The sequence below is a fragment of the Paraburkholderia sp. RHO2 genome, assembly GCF_050955445.1.
Taxonomy (GTDB): Bacteria; Actinomycetota; Actinomycetes; order Mycobacteriales; family Mycobacteriaceae; genus Prescottella; species Prescottella agglutinans_A.
In genome coordinates, this window is sequence record NZ_CP162617.1 from 4,490,261 (window position 1) to 4,509,879 (window position 19,619).

General features: G+C 69.9%; 22 protein-coding genes and 1 pseudogene. 8 read left to right on the forward strand and 15 right to left on the reverse strand.

The features are described from left to right. The first annotated feature begins 39 nt into the window (after positions 1–39). Together ABTV10_RS20985 and ABTV10_RS20990 are read left to right on the forward strand one after the other, a co-directional pair. Positions 40–1,038 carry an alpha/beta hydrolase gene (locus tag ABTV10_RS20985; RefSeq protein ID WP_499030018.1) on the forward strand — a complete coding sequence of 333 codons (999 nt, stop codon included), beginning with the start codon at positions 40–42 and terminating at the stop codon, positions 1,036–1,038. A gap of 14 nt (positions 1,039–1,052) precedes the next feature. Then, entirely contained in the window at positions 1,053–1,850 is a 798-nt protein-coding gene (locus ABTV10_RS20990) for an HAD-IIA family hydrolase (protein ID WP_499030020.1), read from the forward strand. An 11-nt stretch (positions 1,851–1,861) separates the two neighbouring features. On the opposite strand, the gene ABTV10_RS20995 is transcribed toward ABTV10_RS20990, so the two are convergent. From ABTV10_RS20995 to ABTV10_RS21015, 5 genes are all read right to left on the reverse strand, one after another. Next, positions 1,862–3,004 (reverse strand): serine hydrolase domain-containing protein, encoded by a 1,143-nt coding sequence (locus tag ABTV10_RS20995; protein WP_499030022.1) that lies wholly within the window; start codon positions 3,002–3,004, stop codon positions 1,862–1,864. A 144-nt stretch (positions 3,005–3,148) separates the two neighbouring features. After that, positions 3,149–4,444 carry a bifunctional adenosylcobinamide kinase/adenosylcobinamide-phosphate guanylyltransferase gene (locus tag ABTV10_RS21000; protein ID WP_499030024.1) on the reverse strand — a complete coding sequence of 432 codons (1,296 nt, stop codon included), beginning with the start codon at positions 4,442–4,444 and terminating at the stop codon, positions 3,149–3,151. 79 nt (positions 4,445–4,523) lie between these two features. Beyond that, the gene (locus ABTV10_RS21005) at positions 4,524–5,747 is read right to left on the reverse strand and encodes an O-succinylhomoserine sulfhydrylase (protein ID WP_499030026.1); all 1,224 of its coding nucleotides are present in this window, start codon (positions 5,745–5,747) and stop codon (positions 4,524–4,526) included. After that, a complete protein-coding gene (locus ABTV10_RS21010) occupies positions 5,744–6,190 on the reverse strand; it encodes a rhodanese-like domain-containing protein (RefSeq protein WP_433607183.1) in 447 nt (148 codons plus the stop codon). The genes ABTV10_RS21005 and ABTV10_RS21010 overlap by 4 nt, the downstream gene beginning before the upstream one ends. A gap of 98 nt (positions 6,191–6,288) precedes the next feature. Further along, positions 6,289–6,711 carry an Rv0361 family membrane protein gene (locus tag ABTV10_RS21015; protein ID WP_499030028.1) on the reverse strand — a complete coding sequence of 141 codons (423 nt, stop codon included), beginning with the start codon at positions 6,709–6,711 and terminating at the stop codon, positions 6,289–6,291. 312 nt (positions 6,712–7,023) lie between these two features. Here ABTV10_RS21015 and ABTV10_RS21020 point away from each other — a divergent pair, with 312 nt between their 5' ends. Continuing rightward, entirely contained in the window at positions 7,024–8,388 is a 1,365-nt protein-coding gene (locus ABTV10_RS21020; RefSeq protein ID WP_499030030.1) for an FAD-dependent oxidoreductase, read from the forward strand. An 88-nt stretch (positions 8,389–8,476) separates the two neighbouring features. Here ABTV10_RS21020 and ABTV10_RS21025 read toward each other — a convergent pair whose 3' ends face one another. The 3 genes and pseudogenes from ABTV10_RS21025 to ABTV10_RS21035 all read right to left on the reverse strand — a co-directional run. Beyond that, on the reverse strand, positions 8,477–9,331 hold the full coding sequence (locus ABTV10_RS21025; protein ID WP_499028888.1) for an IS3 family transposase: 855 nt from the start codon (positions 9,329–9,331) through the stop codon (positions 8,477–8,479). Next, positions 9,328–9,657: a transposase gene (locus tag ABTV10_RS21030; protein ID WP_499035126.1), complete on the reverse strand. Its 330-nt coding sequence runs from the start codon at positions 9,655–9,657 to the stop codon at positions 9,328–9,330. The genes ABTV10_RS21025 and ABTV10_RS21030 overlap by 4 nt, the downstream gene beginning before the upstream one ends. A 33-nt stretch (positions 9,658–9,690) precedes the next feature. Then, positions 9,691–9,819: pseudogene (locus tag ABTV10_RS21035) on the reverse strand (hypothetical protein); the annotation flags it as partial. A gap of 101 nt (positions 9,820–9,920) precedes the next feature. Between ABTV10_RS21035 and ABTV10_RS21040 the strand changes: the two are divergent. Then, positions 9,921–10,664, forward strand: a complete 744-nt coding sequence (locus ABTV10_RS21040) for an amidohydrolase family protein (RefSeq protein WP_499030032.1) — start codon at positions 9,921–9,923, stop codon at positions 10,662–10,664. 6 nt (positions 10,665–10,670) lie between these two features. Here ABTV10_RS21040 and ABTV10_RS21045 read toward each other — a convergent pair whose 3' ends face one another. Next, positions 10,671–11,381, reverse strand: a complete 711-nt coding sequence (locus tag ABTV10_RS21045) for a GAP family protein (RefSeq protein ID WP_499030035.1) — start codon at positions 11,379–11,381, stop codon at positions 10,671–10,673. Continuing rightward, positions 11,371–11,553 carry a hypothetical protein gene (locus tag ABTV10_RS21050; RefSeq protein ID WP_499030037.1) on the reverse strand — a complete coding sequence of 61 codons (183 nt, stop codon included), beginning with the start codon at positions 11,551–11,553 and terminating at the stop codon, positions 11,371–11,373. The genes ABTV10_RS21045 and ABTV10_RS21050 overlap by 11 nt, the downstream gene beginning before the upstream one ends. 109 nt (positions 11,554–11,662) lie before the next feature. Here ABTV10_RS21050 and ABTV10_RS21055 point away from each other — a divergent pair, with 109 nt between their 5' ends. Both ABTV10_RS21055 and ABTV10_RS21060 read left to right on the forward strand, forming a co-directional pair. Beyond that, a complete protein-coding gene (locus ABTV10_RS21055) occupies positions 11,663–12,895 on the forward strand; it encodes a sensor histidine kinase (protein WP_499030039.1) in 1,233 nt (410 codons plus the stop codon). Further along, complete coding sequence (locus tag ABTV10_RS21060; RefSeq protein ID WP_499030041.1) at positions 12,892–13,548, forward strand: response regulator; 657 nt, start codon at positions 12,892–12,894, stop codon at positions 13,546–13,548. Before ABTV10_RS21055 ends, ABTV10_RS21060 begins: the two co-directional genes overlap by 4 nt. 18 nt (positions 13,549–13,566) lie before the next feature. On the opposite strand, the gene ABTV10_RS21065 is transcribed toward ABTV10_RS21060, so the two are convergent. Then, positions 13,567–14,049 carry a DUF456 domain-containing protein gene (locus ABTV10_RS21065; RefSeq protein WP_499030044.1) on the reverse strand — a complete coding sequence of 161 codons (483 nt, stop codon included), beginning with the start codon at positions 14,047–14,049 and terminating at the stop codon, positions 13,567–13,569. Next, positions 14,046–15,260 carry a formate-dependent phosphoribosylglycinamide formyltransferase gene (purT, locus tag ABTV10_RS21070; protein ID WP_499030047.1) on the reverse strand — a complete coding sequence of 405 codons (1,215 nt, stop codon included), beginning with the start codon at positions 15,258–15,260 and terminating at the stop codon, positions 14,046–14,048. The genes ABTV10_RS21065 and purT overlap by 4 nt, the downstream gene beginning before the upstream one ends. Before the next feature lie 41 nt (positions 15,261–15,301). Here purT and ABTV10_RS21075 point away from each other — a divergent pair, with 41 nt between their 5' ends. Beyond that, the gene (locus tag ABTV10_RS21075) at positions 15,302–15,727 is read left to right on the forward strand and encodes a hypothetical protein (RefSeq protein ID WP_499030049.1); all 426 of its coding nucleotides are present in this window, start codon (positions 15,302–15,304) and stop codon (positions 15,725–15,727) included. Here the strand turns inward: ABTV10_RS21075 and ABTV10_RS21080 are convergent. Further along, entirely contained in the window at positions 15,724–16,440 is a 717-nt protein-coding gene (locus ABTV10_RS21080; RefSeq protein WP_499030051.1) for an alpha/beta fold hydrolase, read from the reverse strand. The genes ABTV10_RS21075 and ABTV10_RS21080 overlap by 4 nt on opposite strands. Before the next feature lie 4 nt (positions 16,441–16,444). Further along, positions 16,445–16,825, reverse strand: a complete 381-nt coding sequence (locus ABTV10_RS21085) for a VOC family protein (protein ID WP_433607203.1) — start codon at positions 16,823–16,825, stop codon at positions 16,445–16,447. 128 nt (positions 16,826–16,953) lie between these two features. Between ABTV10_RS21085 and ABTV10_RS21090 the strand changes: the two genes are divergently transcribed. Further along, a complete protein-coding gene (locus ABTV10_RS21090) occupies positions 16,954–18,054 on the forward strand; it encodes a CaiB/BaiF CoA transferase family protein (protein ID WP_433607205.1) in 1,101 nt (366 codons plus the stop codon). A gap of 69 nt (positions 18,055–18,123) precedes the next feature. On the opposite strand, the gene yczR is transcribed toward ABTV10_RS21090, so the two are convergent. Next, entirely contained in the window at positions 18,124–19,614 is a 1,491-nt protein-coding gene (gene yczR / locus ABTV10_RS21095; protein WP_499030054.1) for a MocR-like transcription factor YczR, read from the reverse strand. Positions 19,615–19,619: the final 5 nt, after the last annotated feature.

Below are 19,619 nucleotides of genomic sequence, written 5' to 3' on the forward strand. Positions count from 1 at the left end.
CCGGAAAGCAATTCAGGCCAACTCGGCCGGAGGTGCGCGATGAGAAGCTCCGGAACGACGGTCGGTGGGGCGGCACGCCGGATCCTCCGTTCGCTCGTCCTCGTCGGGATGACCGTGGCCTCGATGGTCGGTACCGCGCTCACCGCGCATGCCGCACCGTCGAACGTCGCGGGCATCGTCCAGGTGAGCGACCGCGTGACCCGGATATCGGTGTACTCGCCGTCCATGGATCGGGTGGTCACCAGCGACGTCATCCACCCGGTAGGCGGGGGCCCCGCACCCACGTTCTACCTCCTCACCGGGATCGGCGGCGGCGAGGACGGTATCTCGTGGTTCAACAACACGAAGGTCGCGCAGTTCTTCGCGGACAAGCACGTCAACGTGGTACTGCCGGTGGGCGGCCGATTCTCGATGTACACCGACTGGGTGGCCGACGACCCGGTCCTGGGCCGCAACAAGTGGCAGACCTTCCTCACCCGCGAACTGCCGCCCGTGATCGACCGGCAGTTCGGCACCACCGGCGTCAACGCGATCGGCGGCGTGTCGATGGGCGCCGGGCCGGTGCTCGACCTCGCGATCCAGGCGCCCGACGCCTACCGTGCCGTCGGCTCGTACAGCGGGTGCGCGCAGACCAGTGACCCCAACGGGCAGGCCATCGTCCGCTCGATGGTCGAACTGCGCGGCGGGGCCAACGCGGCCAACATGTGGGGGCCGGGCGGCGGTCCGCTGTGGGTCCAGCACGATCCGGTCGTGCAGGCGGAACGGTTGCGCGGCAAGGCGTTGTACCTGTCCGCTGCGTCCGGTGTGCCCGGACCGATCGACGACCACAATCCGCTCCTGACCATCCCGCAGGCGATCGGCGGCGGAGTGGTCGAGGCGATCACGCAGGGCTGCACCGCAGTGATGGACGCGCGCCTGCGCTCGCTCGGGATCCCCGCCACGGTCGTCTACCGCAATCAGGGCAGCCACTCGTGGGGCCTGTTCGAGGCGGAGATGCGGGATTCGTGGGCGGTGATCGGGCCGGCGATCGGCGCGTGACGGATACTGGGGTCGTGAGTACCGACGCGCAGAACCCCGGCTGGGCCTATCTCATGGACATGGACGGGGTGCTGGTCCACGAGGAACACATCATTCCCGGCGCCGACGCCTTCCTGTCCGAATTGCAGGAGGCCGGCACCCCCTTCATCGTGTTGACGAACAACTCCATCCGCACGCCGCGGGACCTGCGCGCCCGACTGCTGCGCAGCGGTCTCGACATCCCCGAACAGGCGATCTGGACGTCGGCGCTCGCCACCGCGACGTTCCTGAAGAACCAGCGCCCCGGCGGAAGTGCGTACGTGGTGGGCGAATCCGGCCTGACGACGGCGCTGCACGAGATCGGCTACGTCCTCACCGACAACGACCCGGACTACGTCGTGCTCGGCGAGACCCGCACCTACTCGTTCGAGGCGATCACCACGGCGATCCGACTGGTCGAGCGGGGCGCGCGGTTCATCGCCACCAACCCGGACGCGACCGGACCGTCCCGTGAGGGGTCGTTGCCCGCCACGGGTTCGGTTGCCGCACTCATCACCCGGGCCACCGGCCGCGAACCGTACTACGTGGGCAAGCCGAACCCGCTGATGATGCGATCGGCGCTGCGTGCGATCGGAGCGCACTCGGAGAACACCCTGATGATCGGCGACCGGATGGACACCGACGTCGTGTCGGGGCTCGAGGCCGGCCTGCAGACCATCCTGGTGCTCAGCGGTATCTCCACCCGCGAGACCGTCGAGACGTTTCCCTACCGACCGACGCTCGTGCTCGAGTCGGTCGCCGACCTGGTGGGACGGGCCGCGAACCCGTTCTGAAACAGGCCGTTTCACCCGATCGCGGCGTAGGCCGCCTCGATCAGGCGATAGGCGCGACGGTCACCGGCGAAGTAGTCGCGCTTGAGATTCGGGACGAACGCGAACGCGAGGCCGTGCGCCAGATCGCCCAATCCGACGGCGCCACCGGCACCCGGATGTCCGAACGCGGTCGCACGGGCCACCTCCGGTAGCTCGAAACTCTGTGCGGGGAGCATGAATCCGAGGCCGTACGCGCTGTCGGTCAGCAGCACCCGGTCCGGCCCTCGGCCGCGTTCGCGCAGCGCGCTGCGCAGCGTCACACCTCGCAGCGTCACCCCGTGCACCAGGTCACGGTAGAACTGGGCCAGCCCGCGAGCCGTCGTGACCATGCCCGCCGCCGGCCAGCCGCCACCGAGCAGCGCCGGATCGTTGTATGACGCAGCCGGATTGGTGGTCGCCCGGAACAGCAGCGAACCCGCCTGCGCGTACGCGGCACCGATGCGAGTCTGGGTCGCGATGTCGGTGAGCGGCGACGCCGGCTCCCCGCGCCGCGGGACGGCGATCCGCGCCGCCCGCGCGATCGTCCCGGGCGGCGCCCCGATCCACAGGTCCGAGCCGAACTCCTGGCGCACGAACCGTCCCACCGTCATCCCGGTGTGCCGCCGCACCAGTTCGCCTACCAGCCACCCGAATGTGAGCGCGTGATACCCGTGCGCCGTCCCGGGTTCCCACTCCGGGGCCTGGCGGGCGAGCCGCTCCGCCATCGCCACCGGATCGGCCGCCTCCGCCACTGACACCGGACCGTCGAACGCCGGTAGCCCGGCTTGGTGGGCGAGCACATGCTCGACGGTGACGTCGGCCTTGCCGTTCTCCGCGAACTCCGGCCACCACCAGGCGACGGGCTCGTCGAGCGTGACGTAGCCGCGCTCGGCCAGCAGCAGCGCCGCCGCCGTCGTCACCGCCTTGGTGCACGAGAACACCACGCACGGGGTGTCCCACGCCCACTCACGTCCGGTCTTCCGGTCGGCGACCCCGCCCCACAGGTCCACGACGGGGCGGCCGTCGGCGAACACCGCCACCGCGGCGCCCAGGTTCTGCCCGTCCCCGAAGCTCTCCTCGAACACCTCGCGGACACCGTCGAACGCCGAATCACAATGACCCTGTACAGATGTCATGAACACCTCGAATCGGGCGTGCCGTCGGAGTGGTCCCGACTGCAAGGCTAGGCCGCGTGGTCCGGGCGTGCGGGGAATCGGCCTCAGCTCCCATTCCTCGAGTGTGCGCGCGGGATTCCGCGCGAGGTCGGCAGGAATGGGCGATCAGTACGACCGCAGCGGCGTCGGCACCCCGGCCACCACCAGCATGACGGACTCGCACTCGGCCGCGACCGCGGAGTTCACCCGCCCCAGCAGGTCGCGGAAGCGCCGGCCCGCCGCCGTCGGCGGCACCACCCCGCTGCCCACCTCGTTGCTCACCGCCACCACCGGCACACGCGCGGATCGCCACGCCGCGACGAGATCGGCGATGTCGGCGTCGACCGCGGCCCAGTCGCCGCCGCTCCACACCCCGTGGTGGTCGAGGCGGCCGGTGAGCCACGTGCCGAGGCAGTCCAGCAGCACGGGTTCGCGCGCGTCCGCCAGCGCCGCCGCGGCGTCGGTGGTCTCGACGGTGGTCCACCCCGATGGGCGCCGCGCGCGGTGCAGCGCGACCCGTTCGGCCCACTCCCGGTCCCCCTCCTGCACCCCGCCCGTCGCGAGGTAGGTGACGCGCGGTTCGGCGGCCAGCAGGGCCTCGGCGTACGTCGACTTGCCGGCTCGGGCGCCGCCGAGGACGAGGGTGCGCGACGACGCCCCTCGGCGCGGCACGGCTTCCCCGACCCGCACCACCGCGCCGTCGTCGACGACCCGCGCGCCCCACGGCCGCAGGCGCTCCGCGAGTTCGGACGTCGGCGGGTTGTAGTGGCTCAGGTGCACCGCGACGACGTCGGTGGTCTCGATGATCGCACCGCCGTCGCGCAGTGCGGCGAGGGTGCGCGGAAAGGTGGTCAGGTCGTGGTGTCCGGCACCGAGATCGGTGCGGGTACCGAACGTCTCCTCGAGAAACACCGCGTCGTAGCGGGCACCCCGGACGGCGTCGAGCGTGGACGACGGCAGCGGACCGGTGTCGGTGGCCCACAGCAGCCTTCCGCCGTCGGACGCGCAGATGTCGTAGAGCACGCTGTCGCCGTCCCGGATCGCGGTGTGCGCCGCCTCGAGCACACGGATCGTGTAACCGCTCAAGGCAATCCGGTCACCGGCGGCCACCGGGACGAACCGCACCGGGTCGTCGGGGCCCACCCAGTCGCGGCACAGGTCGAGGGCCTCGGGCGGGCCGATCACGTCGAGCGGCCGCTCGCGCTGCACCCAGGCACGGAAGAGCAGCGCCGCGGGGCCCACGTGGTCGGGGTGGGCATGGGTGAAGAGGATGTGCCGGACGCCGTCGAGGGGACGCCCGGCGCGGACGGCCGCCCGCGGGACCTCCGGGCCGCAGTCGAGGAGGAGCACGTCGTCCACCAGCGCGGCTGTCTGACCGCGGATCTCACCGCGTGCGGCGGCGGCGCGGCACGAGGCGCACACGCAGAAGGGGTTGGGCCATCCGTCGGCGCTGCCGGTGCCCAGCAGTGCTACGTCGATGGCGCAACCCCTCCCGTGAGCGTCAGCGCAGCGCCTGCGCCAGATCCTCGAGCAGGTCCTCCGGATCCTCCAGGCCCACCGACAGGCGCACGACGCCGTCGGACAGGCCGATCGCGGCGCGCCCCTCCGGGCCCATCGCGCGGTGCGTGGTGGTGGCCGGGTGCGTGATGAGCGACTTCGAGTCGCCGAGGTTGTTGGAGATGTCGACGACCTGCAGCTTGTTCAGCAGCTCGAAGGCGCGCTTCTTGCCCTCACCGTCGGCCGAGTCCAGCTCGAACGTGACGACGGTGCCGCCACCACTCATCTGCGACTTCGCCAGTTCGTGCTGCGGATGCGACTCGAGGTACGGGTACTTGACCCAGCGCACCGACGGATCGGCCTCGAGGAACTGCGCGATCCGCAGCGCGCTGTCCACCGAGTGACGCACGCGCAGCGGCATCGTCTCGAGACCCTTGAGCAGGGTGTGCGCGTTGAACGGGCTCAGCGCCGGACCGGTGTGCCGGATCAGCTGCTGCACCGGCCCGTCGATGTAGTCCTTGGGGCCCAGGATCGCGCCGCCGAGGACGCGGCCCTGCCCGTCGATGTGCTTGGTGCCCGAGTAGACGATCACGTCGGCACCGAGGTCGAGGCTGCGCTGCAGCAGCGGGGTGGCAAAGACGTTGTCGAGCACCACCTTCGCGCCGGCCGCGTGCGCCATCTCGGACACCTTGCGGACGTCGACGAGGGTCTGCATCGGGTTGGACGGGGTCTCGAAGAACACGGCCGTGGTCGGCACCGACAGCGCCTGCTCCCACTGGTCGAGGTCCTCACCGTCGACGAACACGGTCTCGACGCCCCAGCGCGGCAGGATCTCGTTGCACACCACGAAGCACGAACCGAACAGGCTGCGCGCGGCGACCAGGCGGTCGCCCTGGCCGAGCAGCGCGCCGAGGGCGGTGAACACCGCGGACATGCCGGACGCGGTGGCGTAGCAGCCCTCGGCGCCGTCGAGCAGCCGCAACCGCTCCTCGAACATCTTGACGGTGGGATTGCCGTAGCGGGAGTAGACGAAGTGGTCGACCTCGCCGGTGAACGCCTGCTCGGCGGCCTCCGCGGACTCGTAGACGAAGCCCGAGTTGAGGTAGATCGCCTCGGACGTCTCCTCGAAGCCGGAGCGCAGCGTGCCGCCGCGGACGCCCAGCGTGGCCGGGCGGGCGGACGCGGGAAGCTGCTTACGGAAGGCCCCGCCCTGCGGGATGGCGCTCACGACTGCGTCCAGGGCAGGCCCACGGCCCGCCAGCCCGACGTGCCGCGGCGTCCGTCGCCGCCGAGGGCGCCCTCGAACCCGTCGAGCACGTTGTAGGACGGTCCGATGCCTGCGGCGGTCGCGGCCTCGGCCGCCCCGATCGAGCGCTGGCCGGAGCGACACAGGAAGATCACCGGTCGCGCGTCGGCGGTGCCGACAGTTCCATCCTGGGCGCCACCGACGATGCCGGCCTCGACGAGCTGGTCGACGAAGGACTCGTTGCGTGCACCCGTGGGGTAGCTCACCCATTCGATGAGCACGGTCCGGCGGTCGATCGACGACGTGTCGGGGACACCGACATATCGCCATTCCGCGTCGGTCCGCACATCCACGAGCACGGCGTCCGGATGCTCGCGCAGCAGCTCCCAGGCTTGCTGCGGCGTAATGTCTCCTGCGTAGCTCACCGCTCCAGCTTTCCACAGCGGGCGAAGGGGCGTAGCACGTGGATGGCCGGAAAGGCGAGATCCGGGCAACCCGGGCGCGTCAGGCGCGTCGGTTCGCGTCAGTTGCAGACGATCCAGCGGTCGTCGCCCTGGACGAACTGCCACGTCGACGACGTCGCACCCTTGCCGTCGTTCGCGTTGATGCGCACATCCGCGGTGGCGTTGTTACCGTTGACCTGGGCGTTCGATACCTCCTCGACCGTCACCTCCCCCTCGCGGCCGGCGAGCGGCGAGCGGTCGTCGGCGAAGGTGTCGCACACCATCCGGTCGACGCCCTCGGCATCGTCGTTGTTGGCCGCGCGGACGAAGTCGGTGGCCGACGCGTTCAGCCGATCGGCCTCGGTCCGGTTCTCGTCGGCCGGGGAGACCAGCGCCGAGACGATAATTCCGATCATCACGATCGCGACTATTGACACGGCGAGGAGGAACGGCTTCATCGTCGTGCGCGAAGGGTCTTCGACGGGTTCGTGCTGGTCGGTCATACCTGCGATTTTCTCCTGTACGTGCGGGTCGGCCTCGACCGGGTCCCGAACAGCCGAAGGCACAAACCGTGTTTGTGACCCCCCAAACGAGAGCGTGGTACCCAGGGGTAGCTCACACCTCGACTCGGCGGTGCCGCCGCAGCGCGGGTTCTAGCATGAAGGCAGGGACGCGGTATCCCTGCGGAATCCGCCACCCGCGACAGCCGGGCCACGACCGGATGTTAGGTAGGGCTCAGTTCGACCCCGGTCCGCACGTACGCTGTCACACAAGCACATGCACGTCCGTCCAATCGAAAAGGTAGTTCGCCTCAGATGACTGACCAGACTCGTCCACTGCGCGTGGCCATCGTCGGCGCCGGCCCGGCCGGTATCTACGCCGCCGATGCGCTCATGAAGTCCGACACCGAGGTGAGCATCGACCTGTTCGAGCGGATGCCGGCACCGTTCGGCCTGATCCGGTACGGCGTCGCACCGGACCACCCGCGCATCAAGGGCATCATCACCGCGCTGCACAAGGTCCTCGACAAGGATGCCGTCCGCCTGCTCGGCAACATCGACTACGGCACCGACATCACCCTCGAGGACCTGCGCCGCTTCTACGACGCGGTGATCTTCTCCACCGGCGCCAATGCCGACCGCGCCCTGAACATCCCGGGCATCGATCTCGACGGCAGCTACGGCGCCGCGGACTTCGTCTCCTGGTACGACGGCCACCCGGACGTGCCGCGCACGTGGCCGCTCGAGGCGGAGAAGGTGGCCGTGCTGGGCGTCGGCAACGTCGCGCTCGACATCGCCCGCGTGCTCGCCAAGACCGGCGACGAGCTGCTGCCCACCGAGATCCCCGCGAACGTCTACGAGGGCCTCAAGAACAACAAGGCCGTCGAGGTGCACGTGTTCGGCCGCCGCGGTCCCGCGCAGGCCAAGTTCACGCCGCTCGAGCTGCGCGAGCTGGACCACTCCCCCACCATCGAGGTCATCGTCGACCCCGAGGACATCGACTACGACGAGGGCTCCGAGATCGCGCGCCGCAGCTCCAAGCAGGTCGACATGGTCGCGAACACCCTGCAGGACTGGGCCATCCGCGACCAGGGCGATCGCCCGCACAAGCTGTTCCTGCACTTCTTCGAATCCCCCCACGAGGTGCTCGGCGAGGACGGCAAGGTCGTCGGCCTGCGCACCGAGCGCACCGAGCTGGACGGCACCGGCAACGTCCGCGGCACCGGCAAGTTCAACGACTGGGACGTCCAGGCCGTCTACCGCGCTGTCGGCTACCTGTCGCAGAACATTCCGTCGATCCCGTTCGACGACCAGGCCGGCACCGTGCCCAACGAGGCCGGACGTGTCCTCGACGAGAGCGGCAAGCACATGGACGCCACCTACGTCACCGGCTGGATCAAGCGCGGCCCGGTCGGCCTGATCGGCCACACCAAGGGCGACGCCAACGAGACCATCGCGTGCCTGCTCGAGGACGCCCCGAACTTCGCGGGCGCCGCCGAGCCGGGCGAGGACGCGGTCATCGAGTTCCTCGAGGGCAAGGGTGTCCCGTACACCACGTGGCAGGGCTGGTACCGCCTCGACGCCCACGAGCGTTCCCTCGGCGAGCCCGAGGGCCGCGAGCGCATCAAGGTCGTCGAGCGCGAAGACATGCTCCGCGCCAGCGAGCCGCACAAGGCCTGATCTTCCGGGCCTCCAGCTGAAGGGTCCCTTCGTGCGCTGTCAGCGTATGTGAACTGGTCCCCGATTGTTGGACTGGCTAAGTGGGAGCCTAAGCCGCGAGGGCCTGGGTCCGGTATTGCACCGGGCTCAGGCCCTCGAGTTTTGTGGAGATCCGTTCGGTGTTGTACCAGTCGATGTAGTCGTCGATCGCGGTGGTCAGCGCCTCGGTGTCGGGGTATCGGGTGTGGTCGAAGAGCTCGGCTTTGAGGTGGCCGAAGAAGTTCTCCATCACGGCGTTGTCGTAGCAGTTGGCCTTGCGCGACATCGATTGGGTCGCAGCGGCTTCAGCGAGCAGCCGTCGCCAGGACGAGTGCTGGTACTGGAATCCCTGATCCGAGTGCACGAGCGGGGCCTGCCCGTCGTCGAGGGTCGCGAGCGCGGCTTGCAGCGAACTGTTGGTCAGTTGCAGCGTCGGTGACGGGCCGATCGAGTGGGCGACGATCTGCCGGTCGAACAGGTCCATGACCGGTGACAGATACAGCTTGTCGTCGCCGATGCGGAACTCGGTCACGTCGGTGACCCACTTGCGGTTCGGGGCGTCGGCGGTGAAGTCGCGGTCGAGCAGGTTCGCCGCGATCGTGCCGACCTGGCCCTGATAGGCGACGTACTTGCGCTTGCGTCGGACCCGGCAGGCCAGCCCGAGCGTGCGCATCAGCGTCAGCACCGTCTTCTTCGCCACCCGCCAGCCGGCACGGGTCAGTGCGTGGTGGATGCGACGGTGCCCGTAGCGGCCGCGGCTGCGCACGAACGCCTCGGTGATCGCGGCCTTCAACTCGGCGTTCGGGTCCGGTGCCCGCAGACGCGCCTGGTGATAGAAGAACGTCGACCGGGCCACCCCGGTGGCCTCGAGCAGCACATCGATGCGGTGTTCGGCCTTGAGGGAGACGACGGCAGCGACCTTCACCGTCGTTGTTGCGCCCTCAAGGCCCGTAATTTTCCCAGGTAGGCGACCTGCGCCCGCAGCACCTCGTTCTCGCGGCGCAGCTGCTCGAGCTCACTGACCTCGTCCGGCCCGGGATCGGCGGGTTTCGGGGGACGCCCGGCCCGCTTCGGGCGCAGCCCGTCCTCGCCCTCGTTGCGGTACTTGCGCACCCACGTCTCGATCAGTTTCGGCGAGGACAGGTCGAACTCGCGGGCGAGGTCGACCTTCGCCTCGCCGGCGATAGCGCGGCGCACTACGTCGAGTTTCAACTCGAACGAGAACGACCGTCTGTCCCGAGGTTTGGCCACCAGAACTCCTCTTCCGCGAACCCGCCACCGGTCATACAACCGTCTGACGGCTGGCCGACCCACGCCCAACCTCGTCGCGACCGTGCGGTCACCCACACCGACCTCGAACAACGCTACAGCCACCACCCGCTGATCCTCGGACAGTGAACTTCGTGCACGCATAAAACTGCTCCCCGGACATCGGAACCGAATTTCTCAGTCCAACTTCCGGGGAGCAGTTCAATGAAGGGACCTTTCAGCTTTTCGCGGGGCATGATGAACACGTGTTTGACGCGCACGTGCACATCATCGACCCGCGGTTCCCGCTGGTGGAGAACAACGGCTACCTGCCCGATCCGTTCACGATCACCGACTACCGCGCCCGCATGGCGGGGTTCGGGGTGGACGGCGGGGCCGTGGTGACCGCGTCGTACCAGGGTGCCCTCGGCCGACCCCAACTGCTGGCCGCGCTGAAGGAACTCGGCGAGGGCTGGGTGGGCGTCACCCACCTCGACCCGGACGCCACCGACGAGGACATCCTCGCGCTGGACCGGGCCGGGGTGCGCGGGATGCGGTTCAACCTGCGGCGCAGCGCCACCGATGTGCGGATCCTGACGACGCAGGCGCTGCGCGCCCACGAGCTGGTGGGCTGGCACGCCGAGTTCTACGTGGACGCGACGCTGCTGCTGTCGCTCGAACCGGTGTTCGCGAAGCTGCCGGCCGTCAGCATCGACCACCTCGGGATGTCGACGCGCGGGCTGCGGTACCTGCTCAACCTCGTCGACCGCGGCGCCAAGGTGAAGGCCACCGGCTTCGGGCGCACGTCGATCGACGACGTCGGCGACGTCGTCCGCCAGATCCACGCCGTCAACCCGAAGGCGCTCATGTTCGGCACCGATCTGCCCGGCACCCGCGCCCGCCGCGCGTTCGAGGCTGCGGACGTCGACATCATCGCCGACGCCGTCGGGGACGACCTCGAGGCCGTCCTCGGCGGCAACGCGCGCGAGTGGTACCGCTGTCCGGCCTGAGCGGGATCACAGCGCGAACAGCGCACTCGCGGCGTCCGCTGCCAGCAGGAAGCCCGCGATGCTCAGCGCCCACCCCACTGCGCTGTCCGCGTTGCGGGTGAAGAACTCGTCGATCCGGTTCAGGACGCCGTCGGCCCGCCGCCCGACCAGCATCCGCAGCCCCAGCAGGGCGACGGCGGGGAGGACCATCACCAGGCAGTAGACAGCGAGCAACGGAATCGACACGGCGGTGGGCGCGCCCACCGAGATGAGCAGCGCGATTGCGGCAAGGTAGGGGACCATCGTCACCAGTTCGAGAATTCCCGCGGAGAGCGCCAACGTGGTGACACCGCCTGACCTGCCCCCGGAGAGGGCACGATCACGCCAGCGAACGACCCGGCTCGGCTGGCCGCGTTCGCGGCGCTTCTTCGAGTCGAAACGGAAGCTCAGCGCAAACAACGCTCCTCCCGCGGCCAACTGGACCACCTTTGCCGCGGGGAAATCCAGCATCCCGGCGCCGACGTCGAGACCTGCGCGCGCCGTAGCCAGCAGGCCCGCGCCGACGATGAGGTAGAACGCGGCGATCGCGACCAGGTAGCGGACGATGCGTCCGACGGGCGGGCGTCCGGGCGCGAGCAGCATCCATACCGGCAGCACCAGCGTTCCGATGCTCGTGCTGTCCACGAGCGCCAGGCCCGCCAACGACGCGAGCAGCGCCACACTCACGTCAACGGTCACTGCCCTCGGACCTCCACGCGCCGACGACGTCGATCATCCCGACCACGACGAGCACGACGCCGAGCGGTCCGCCTCGGAACCAGAAGAACTCGGTGTCACGCGCGAACAACCACAATGTTGCCCCCGCGACGACGAGGAGCACTCCGAACACTGCCGCAAGCCGTAACTTCATGCCGTGAATCCTGCTGGCGCCCATGGACCCGACACATCCACCTTCGGGCGGCAGCGACGTCATCACTTGGTATGACGGGCCCGGCGCACTGCTGTGATGTGATGGAGCGATGGGGCATCCGATGAAGACGCGCGGCGGCCTGTGGTGGCGTCGACGCGTGTGCACCGGCCGTTCCCGCCGCTGGGAGGACGTCCTGTTCGCAGGCGGGATGCTTGTCATCGGACTGGTGCTGTATGCCGTCGGCGTCTTCCAACTCGGAGCCGGGCCGAGTTCCACTCCCACAGGTGTACGGGTCGCATTGCTCGTCGCGATCGCCGCCGCGGATACCTTCCGTCGGACGTATCCAGCGTCCGCCCTGACCGCGGGGGCGGTGCTGGCCGCCATCGATCTCGCGCTCGATCCCACTCTCCCGGTGTGGCTGGTCCTCTCGGACCTCGTGTACGCCGCGGTGCTCTACGGGCGGCCCCGTGTCAGCCGGGCGGTCTGCTACTCCACCGGGGCGGCGGCCGTCGTCCTGACGGCCGCCGCCTACCTCGCGTGGAAGGACATTCGAGCGGCTGCCACGGCCGGGATCGTCCTCGCGCTGTTCTTCGCGACGCCCGTGTGGTGGGCGCTCGCGATCCGTCGGCATCAGGAGGTCGCGGCCGCCGAACGGGAACGGGCAGAGACGGTGCGGGCGCTCGCGGAAGCAGATCGGGCAGCCGCCGTGGCCCACGAACGCAATCGTATGGCTCGAGATCTGCACGATGTGATCGCGAGTCACCTCTCGGCGATCGCGATCCAGTCGGAGGCCGCGCTGTCACGGCGGGCCACACCGACCGACCCGGCTCTCGACAACGTTCTGACCGCCATCCGGGCAGGCAGTGTGGCCGCGCTGGACGAGATGCGCTCGATGATCGACCTGCTCCGCGCCGAGTCCGATCCGGACGACCGCGGCGCCCCACCACGTCTGAGCGATCTCGACTCCTTGATCGCCGGTGCGCGCGCCGCCGGAAGCGCGGTCGACGCGCACGTCGCCACGAATCCCGACACGCTGACCAGTGTCGTGGACCACGCCGCCTACCGAATAGTGCAGGAGTCGATCACCAATGCGGTCAAACATGCCCCTGGTCAACAGATCTCGCTCACGATCCAGCAGGACTCCGACGCCGTGCGACTGCGCGTGCACAATCCGATCCGGCGCGGCCCGAGCACCGCATCCTCGCCCGCATCCGGCAGCCAGGGCCTGCGCAACATGACAGAACGTGCCCTACTCCTCGGTGGCCGACTCCACGCCGGCGCCACCCGGGACGGCTGGATCGTCGATTCCGTCCTTCCGCTCGAGCGAAGAGCGGCCGAGTGAACGAGCGGAGCGGAGCGCCCATCCGGGTAGTGCTGGCGGACGACCACGCAGCCATCCGTGCCGGGCTCGCGATGATCCTCGACGGCCAACCCGACATCGACGTGGTGGCCGAAGCAGATTCGGGGACATCGGCGGTGACACTTGCCCGAACCCATCGACCGGACGTCGTCTTGATGGACGTGCGCATGCCCGGCATGGACGGCATCACCGCGACGCGGGAGATCACCGCTACCACCGACAGCCGGGTCGTTGTACTCACCACGTTCGACCTCGACGAGTACGTGTTCGGTGCGCTGCGTGCCGGCGCGGCGGGGTTTCTCGTGAAGACCGCGTCCGCGGGCGAACTGACCTCGGCGGTGCGCACGGTCGCGGCCGGCGAGTCCGTGCTCGCTCCCAGCGCCGCGTCCGCGTTGATCGACCAGTTCGTTCGCGCCCCCGCGCGCCGCACCCGACCGACGGCGCTCGCCGAACTGACCGAGCGGGAGCTGGAAGTGCTGCGCCTGTTGGGGCAGGGCCTGTCCAACGCCGAGTTGTCCCGGACGCTGGGGGTGGGAGCGCCCACGGTCAAGACGCACGTGTCGCGGGTGCTGTCCAAGCTCGGACTGGCGTCGCGGGTCCAGGCCGCGCTGCTCGCTCGCGAACTGGACATGTAACGCGCCACCACCGGGCCGTCAGGCGAACAGCACCGCTCCCAGCCACAGCCCGACGGCGAGCAGCGCCCCGAACAGTTCGACGAGGATCGACAGCCCGACGGCCTTGGTGGCGTGCACGGTCGAGGCCCACGCGTCGCGGTGGGTGCGGTGCCGCGCGGCCTCGGCGACGTACGTGCCGAGCAGGAACCCGAGGAAGAGACCGATGACGGGGACGACGAAGAAGCCGACGATCCCCACCAGGCCACCGAACACGATGGACCGGTTCGGGACGCCAGCGTCGCGTATCCGCCGGCCCGGCCAGGTGTACTTGACGACCCCCGAGGCCACGAGCAGCAGCGTGGCCACCGCGAACACCACCCACCCGGTGGCCGTGGCGTCGAGGATCGCCCACACCAGCAGCGCCCCGGCGATCAGCAGCGTGCCGGGCAGGATCGGCACCACGATGCCGACCAGCCCGACCAGCATCAGCAGGCCGAGCAGGACCAGGGCGCCGGTGCTCACTCCGGAACGACGACGCGCACCCGCGAGGCGGCCTCGCGGGCCCGTTCGCGCGCGGTCTCGACGTCCGGCCCGGTGGACACCGCGACACCCATGCGACGGCGGGTGAACGCCTCGGGCTTGCCGAACAGGCGCAGGTCGGTCTCTGGCACCGCCAGGGCGTCGGCGACGCCCTCGAACGCGACGCCGACGGACTCGACGCCGCCGTAGATCACCGCGGATGCACCCGGTGCGGCGAGCGTGGTGTCGACGGGCAGGCCGAGGATCGCGCGGGCGTGCAGTTCGAACTCCGAGAACCGCTGCGAGCGCAGCGTCACCAGGCCGGTGTCGTGCGGGCGGGGGCTGACCTCGGAGAAGTACACGTCGTCGCCCTTGACGAACAGTTCGACGCCGAAGATGCCGCGGCCACCGAGCGCGGTGGTGACCTTCTCGGCGACCTCACGGGCCGCGGCGAGCGCGGCCGGGCTCATCGGCTGCGGCTGCCACGACTCGATGTAGTCGCCGGCGTCCTGCAGGTGCCCGATCGGCTCGCAGAAGTGCGTGCCGTCGACGGCGCGGACGGTGAGCTGGGTGATCTCGTAGTCGAAGTCGACGAAGCCCTCGACGATCACCCGCCCCTTGTTCACCCGACCACCGGAAAGCGCATAATCCCAAGACTTTTCGAGGTCGTCGGCGCTGCGGGCCACGGACTGCCCCTTGCCGGACGACGACATCACCGGCTTGATGACGCACGGGAACCCGATGCGTTCGGCCGCGGCCCGGACCTCGTCGAGGGAGTCGGCGAACGCGTACGGCGACGTCGGCAGCCCCAGTTCCTCGGCGGCGAGGCGGCGGATGCCCTCGCGGTTCATCGTCAGCTGCGTCGCGCGCGCGGTCGGGATGACGACGGCGAGACCGCGCTCCTCGACCTCGGCCAGCGCCTCGGTGGCGATGGCCTCGATCTCGGGCACCACGAAGTGCGGCCGCTCGTCCTCGATCAGGCGCAGCAACTGCTCGCGGTCACCCATGTCGATGGTGTGCGCACGGTGGGCCACCTGATGTCCCGGGGCGTCGGCGTAGCGATCGACCGCGACCACCTCGACACCGAGGCGCTGCAGCGCGATGATCACCTCCTTGCCCAGTTCGCCGGAGCCCAGCAGCATCACGCGGGTGGCGCTCGGGCTCAGGGGGGTACCGATCCGGGAAGGGACGTCTGCGGAAGTCTCGGGGCGCATGCGTCGGACTATATGCGGTCGCCGATCGGCATACTGTCACGATGGCCCTGGGGATCGACACTCGCCTGACCCTGCTCGCCGCCGGACTGATCTTCCTGCTCGCCCTGGTGCTCGGGGCGTGGAAGTACCACGGCATGCGGACGTCGCCCGATCATCTCGCGCACCCCTACGTGGACATCGCGCACCGGTCCGCGTTGATGTACTCGTTTGCGGCGCTTCTCGTTTCGGTGTTCGTCGAGTTGAGCGACTGGCCCACCCCGGTGAACGCGACGTGCGCGGGGATCCTGGTGTTCTTCTTCGTGGTCGCCATCGGCAGCTACATCGTGCATGGCGCTCGGCGCGACACCACGAACCAGTTCGAACGTCCGAACGCGGTGCTGCGTGTGTCGATGATCGCACTCGTGGTCGGCGAGATCGGGGCGTTCGCGGTGCTGCTCGCGGGCTTCGCGTCGGCGCAGCTCCTCTAGCTGCGCGTCTCCGCACGGGCCAGGAAGTCGAGCACGACGGCGTTGAAGACGTCGGGGCGCTCCGCGGCACACGCATGCCCCGCGTCCGGGACGATCGTGAGCTCCGCGCCGGGCACGGAGCGGGCGATCAGTTCGGTGTGCCGACGCGGGATCGGGTCGTGCTCGCCCACGACCACGACCGTCGGGACCGTGATCGCGGCCAGGTCGGCGGGCGGAATGTGTGGGTGCAGCACCATGAGCCCGAGCAGTTCCCGCTTGCGCGCGAGCGCCTCCGACACCAGTGCGAACGGTGCGCCGACGAGCCACGCGAGAGTGACCGGGATCCGGAACTTCCAACCGAGCCCGCCGGGATCGAGGTTGGCGCCGTTGACGATCAGCGACCTCACCCGCTCGGGTCGGCGCAGCGCCAACGTCAGCGCTGTGTTGCCGCCGTCGCTGTAGCCGAGGACGTGGGCGCTGTCGACGTCGAGCGCGTCGAGCACCGCGCACACGTCGTCGGCAAGACGGGCGAAGTCGAGCGGTCCGTCACCGCGCGTCGACTCCCCGTGCGCGCGGGTGTCGAGCGCGATCACCCGGTAGCGCTCGGCGAAGGCCGGCACCTGGGCGGCGAAGTACCCGAGGTTCTCACTGTTTCCGTGGAGCAGGACCAGCGGTTCACCCTCGCCGGACACCTCGTAGTGCAGGCGCGCCCCGCCCGTGTCGACGAATCCCATCAGCTCAGCTCGGCGGCTGGTGCAGCGACAGCACGTTGCCGTGCGGATCGTGGAACCACGCGACGCGGGTGCCGTCGGGCGCCGTCCACGCGGCGTGCTCGTCCTGGTCCATCCCCTGGTAGCGCAAGAACTCCACGCCCTTGCCACGCAGCTCGTCGACCATGGCGGACAGGTCCTTCGTACGCCAGCCCAGCACCGTGTAGCCGGTGTCGACCTTCGACTGGACGAGCGTGATCCTCAGTTCGGTGCCTCCCCCGCCGTCGACGACGAGCGCGAACGGTGTCCGCTCGGTGACCGCCAGGCCGAGGGTGTCGACGTAGAACATCGACGACACGTCCAGATCGGTGCTGGCCAGGAACGCGACGAGTTCTCCGGGGAAGGCCATGCAATCCACTGTGCCCCCCGATCGCCGTCCGAGACAAGTGGTCGGTTCCTCGTGACCCGGGCCACACCGGGGCGCCCGGAGGGGTTACCGTCACAGAAACGGAGGTCGACCATCCAGGAGGAAACAGCGTGACTGATGCAGGTGCCGCACGGAAGGGCCCGCTGGCGGGTATCCGTGTCGTCGAGTTCGCCGGGATCGGACCGGGCCCGCACGCCGCGACCCTGCTCGCCGACCTGGGCGCGGACGTGGTCCGGGTCCAGCGCGCGGGACAGATCCCGCCGGAGGGCAAGGTGGGCGACCAGACCGCACGCGACCGGCGGATCGTCGAGGCCGACCTGAAGAGTCCCGACGACGTCGAGAAGATCCTCGACCTGCTCGGCCGCGCCGACATCCTCATCGAGGGCTTCCGCCCCGGTGTCATGGAACGCATGGGCCTGGGCCCCGACGTCGTCCTCGAGCGCTGCCCGCGCGTGGTGTACGGCCGCATGACCGGGTGGGGCCAGGAGGGGCCGCTCGCGCATTCCGCCGGCCACGACATCAACTACATCTCGCTGACCGGCGTGCTGCACGCGATCGGCCGCAAGGGCGAGCGCCCGGTGCCCCCGCTGAACATGGTCGGCGACTTCGGCGGCGGATCGATGTTCCTGCTGTTCGGCCTGCTCGCGGCCCTCGTCGAGCGGCAGTCGTCGGGCCGGGGCCAGGTGGTGGACGCCGCGATGGTCGACGGCACGCTCGCGCTGTCGCACATCATCTGGAACTTCCGTCGCAGCGGCATGTGGTCGGACGTGCGCGGCGTGAACATGCTCGACGGCGGCGCGCCCTACTACGACACCTACGAGACGTCCGACGGCAAGTACATGGCGGTCGGCGCGATCGAGCCCCAGTTCTACGCCGAACTGTTGAAGGGACTCGAACTCGACCCGGCCGAGCTGCCCGGCCAGCATGACGCCTCCCGCTGGTCCGAGCTGCGCCAGATCCTCACCGATCGGTTCCTGAGCAAGACGCGGGACGAGTGGACCAAGATCTTCGACGGCACCGACGCGTGCACCACCCCCGTCCTGACGTTCGCCGAGGCGCCGCACGACCCGCACATCGCGGCCCGCGGCGGCATCATCGAGCTCGAGGGCGTCCCGCAGCACGCCCCGGCACCGCGCTTCTCGCGCACCCCCACCGCGACGCCCGAGCCGCCCGCGCACACCGCGACCGACGTCGACACCCTCTGGCGTTAGGCGCTCCGCGCCCCGTGCGCCTTTGCGGTGGTTGCCGCCACCGCAAAGGCGCACGGGCGGCGCAGCCGCCTACACCACGAGGGCCGGTTCGACGGTGACGCCGAGCGCGTCGTACGCCGCGGCGACTCCGGCGACCGCCCGCCGCAGCTCGTCCACGGGCCGCGCATACGGCAGCCGGAGGTACCGCTCGAACGCCCCCTCGATGCCGAACCGCGGGCCGGCCGCGAGCACCACACCGTGACTGGGGGCGGTCGCCGCCAGCGCCGTCGACACCGGCGCCGGCATCTTCAGCCACAGCGACATGCCACCGGTCCCGACGGTGGGCACCCAGTCCGGTAGCCGCGCGGACAACTCGTCGAGCAGCACGGACCGCTGGGCGCGCAGCAGCGCACGGCGTTCCTCGACCGGTTCGTCACCGGCATTCAGCAGGTGCACAGCGGCCAACTGGTCCATCACCGGGGTCCCGAGGTCGCTGGCGGACCGGGAGCCGACGAGACGGGTGATCAGCTCCGGATCGGCCCGGATCCAGCCGATGCGCAGACCTCCCCAGTGCGACTTCGACACCGAGCCGATCGTCACGACGTCCGCGTCGGTGATGCCCCGCGCGTGGGAAGCGACCGGGGCCGGCGGCGGTGCGTCGAGCCACAGGTCGACCATCGTCTCGTCGACCACGAGCGTCATCCGGGTGTCGCGTGCGATGCGCGCCAGTTCGGCGCGTCCCGACTCGTCCAGGCACAGCCCCGTCGGATTGTGGAAGTCCGGAATGAGGTACGCCATCCGGGCCGCGGTCTGCCGTGCCGCACTGCGAATCCCACCCAAATCCCAGGCACGCGACGCACCCCCTTCGGGCCGCACCGGCACGGGAACCGGCCGTCCACCCACGCGGCGGATCGCCGCGAGTGCGTTGGGGTAGGTCGGGTGGTCGACGAGTACCCGCTCGCCGGGCGCCGCAAGGACCCCGAGGAGCAACCGGAGCGCATGCTGGGCGCCGGAGGTGACCATGATCTGCGCCGCCGACGTCTCGAGCCCACGCGCCCGGTATCGCTCGGCGATCGCCTCCCGCAGCACCGCGATGCCGTGCGGTTCCATGCCGTGCGTGTCGAGGAACGGCGGGAGTGCTTGCAGTGCAGCACCGTACGCGTCCTGCACCTCGACGACCGGCGCGACCATCGCCGCGTAGCTGAGGTCGACGACGTCGCCGGCCGAGGGCGCCCTCCGGGGAGCCGTGACGTGTCCGCGCCCGCGCGACGTCGCGGGAATCGTGACCGTGCTGCGCGATCCCTGCCGACTGGACAGGAAGCCCTCCTCCCGCAGCACCGAGTACGCGGTCGTGACCGTGGTTCGGCTGACGCTCAGCTCCGCCGCGAGTTCCCGCTCGCCGGGCAGTGCCGCGCCCAGCGGGATTCGGCCGTCGTGGACGAGCAGGCGGATTCCGTCGGCCAGCGCCCGGTACGCGGGGCGGCGCCCGGCGTCGTCTCGCCACCCACCGAGGTCGCGCGACACCGCCCGTGCTCCCATCGCATGCATCATCATGCGGTCCAGTATTCGGATTCTGGCCATTTATC